This window comes from Bacillus sp. P4_D3 (assembly GCF_056401855.1).
This window is the reverse complement of sequence record NZ_JBFUIN010001006.1, coordinates 1-957: the sequence shown is the minus strand read 5'-3', so window position 1 is coordinate 957 and position 957 is coordinate 1. Positions and strand designations below refer to the sequence as shown.

5 tRNA genes and 2 rRNA genes are annotated in these 957 nt (G+C 48.1%); all 7 read right to left on the bottom strand.

What is annotated here, in order from left to right:
- Window positions 1-91: 91 nt before the first annotated feature.
- Window positions 92-166: transfer RNA gene (locus AC1DTM_RS28750), tRNA-Gly, on the bottom strand.
- 29 nt (window positions 167-195) lie between these two features.
- A tRNA-Leu gene (locus AC1DTM_RS28745) sits at window positions 196-276 on the bottom strand.
- Between the two features lie 14 nt (window positions 277-290).
- Window positions 291-366, bottom strand: a tRNA-Lys gene (locus AC1DTM_RS28740).
- Window positions 367-379: 13 nt separating this feature from the next.
- Window positions 380-455 (bottom strand) — tRNA-Thr (locus tag AC1DTM_RS28735).
- Window positions 456-459: 4 nt separating this feature from the next.
- Window positions 460-535 (bottom strand) — tRNA-Val (locus AC1DTM_RS28730).
- Between the two features lie 5 nt (window positions 536-540).
- Window positions 541-656, bottom strand: a 5S ribosomal RNA gene (gene rrf, locus AC1DTM_RS28725).
- Between the two features lie 101 nt (window positions 657-757).
- Window positions 758-957: ribosomal RNA gene (locus AC1DTM_RS28720) — 23S ribosomal RNA — on the bottom strand; the annotation flags it as partial.

Sequence of the window (957 nt, the reverse complement as noted above, 5' to 3'; positions counted from 1 at the left end):
GGGGTCGAACCCGCACGGTGGTCACCCACCGCAGGATTTTAAGTCCTGTGCGTCTGCCTGTTCCGCCACCCCGGCATGTCATACTGAAAATTGGAGCGGAAGACGGGATTCGAACCCGCGACCCCAACCTTGGCAAGGTTGTATTCTACCACTGAACTACTTCCGCAAGACATGTTTGAGTTATTTTATTAAAAGTGCGGGTGAAGGGAGTCGAACCCCCACGCCAAAGGCGCTAGATCCTAAGTCTAGTGCGTCTGCCAATTCCGCCACACCCGCATATTTCATTAAAATGGTGAGCCATGAAGGATTCGAACCTTCGACCCTCTGATTAAAAGTCAGATGCTCTACCAACTGAGCTAATGGCTCTTGCAATAAAAACTGGTGCCGACTAGAGGACTTGAACCCCCAACCTACTGATTACAAGTCAGTTGCTCTACCAATTGAGCTAAGTCGGCTAAATGGTGGAGGATGACGGGATCGAACCGCCGACCCCCTGCTTGTAAGGCAGGTGCTCTCCCAGCTGAGCTAATCCTCCGARTTGCCTGGCAACGTCCTACTCTCACAGGGACAAGGTCCCAACTACCATCGGCGCTAGAGAGCTTAACTTCCGTGTTCGGTATGGGAACGGGTGTGACCTCTCTGCCATCATTACCAGACTGTATTCATTTAAGACAAGAATYATYATAACTCATTTACTTTTGAAAGTCAACAAGTTTTTTATATTCTTTCAAAACTAGATAACATTGCTTCATATTATATGGTTAAGTCCTCGATCTATTAGTATTCGTCAGCTCCACATGTCACCATGCTTCCACCTCGAACCTATCAACCTGATCATCTTTCAGGGATCTTACTAGCTTACGCTATGGGAAATCTCATCTTGAGGGGGGCTTCATGCTTAGATGCTTTCAGCACTTATCCCTTCCGCACATAGCTACCCAGCTATGCCCTTGGCAG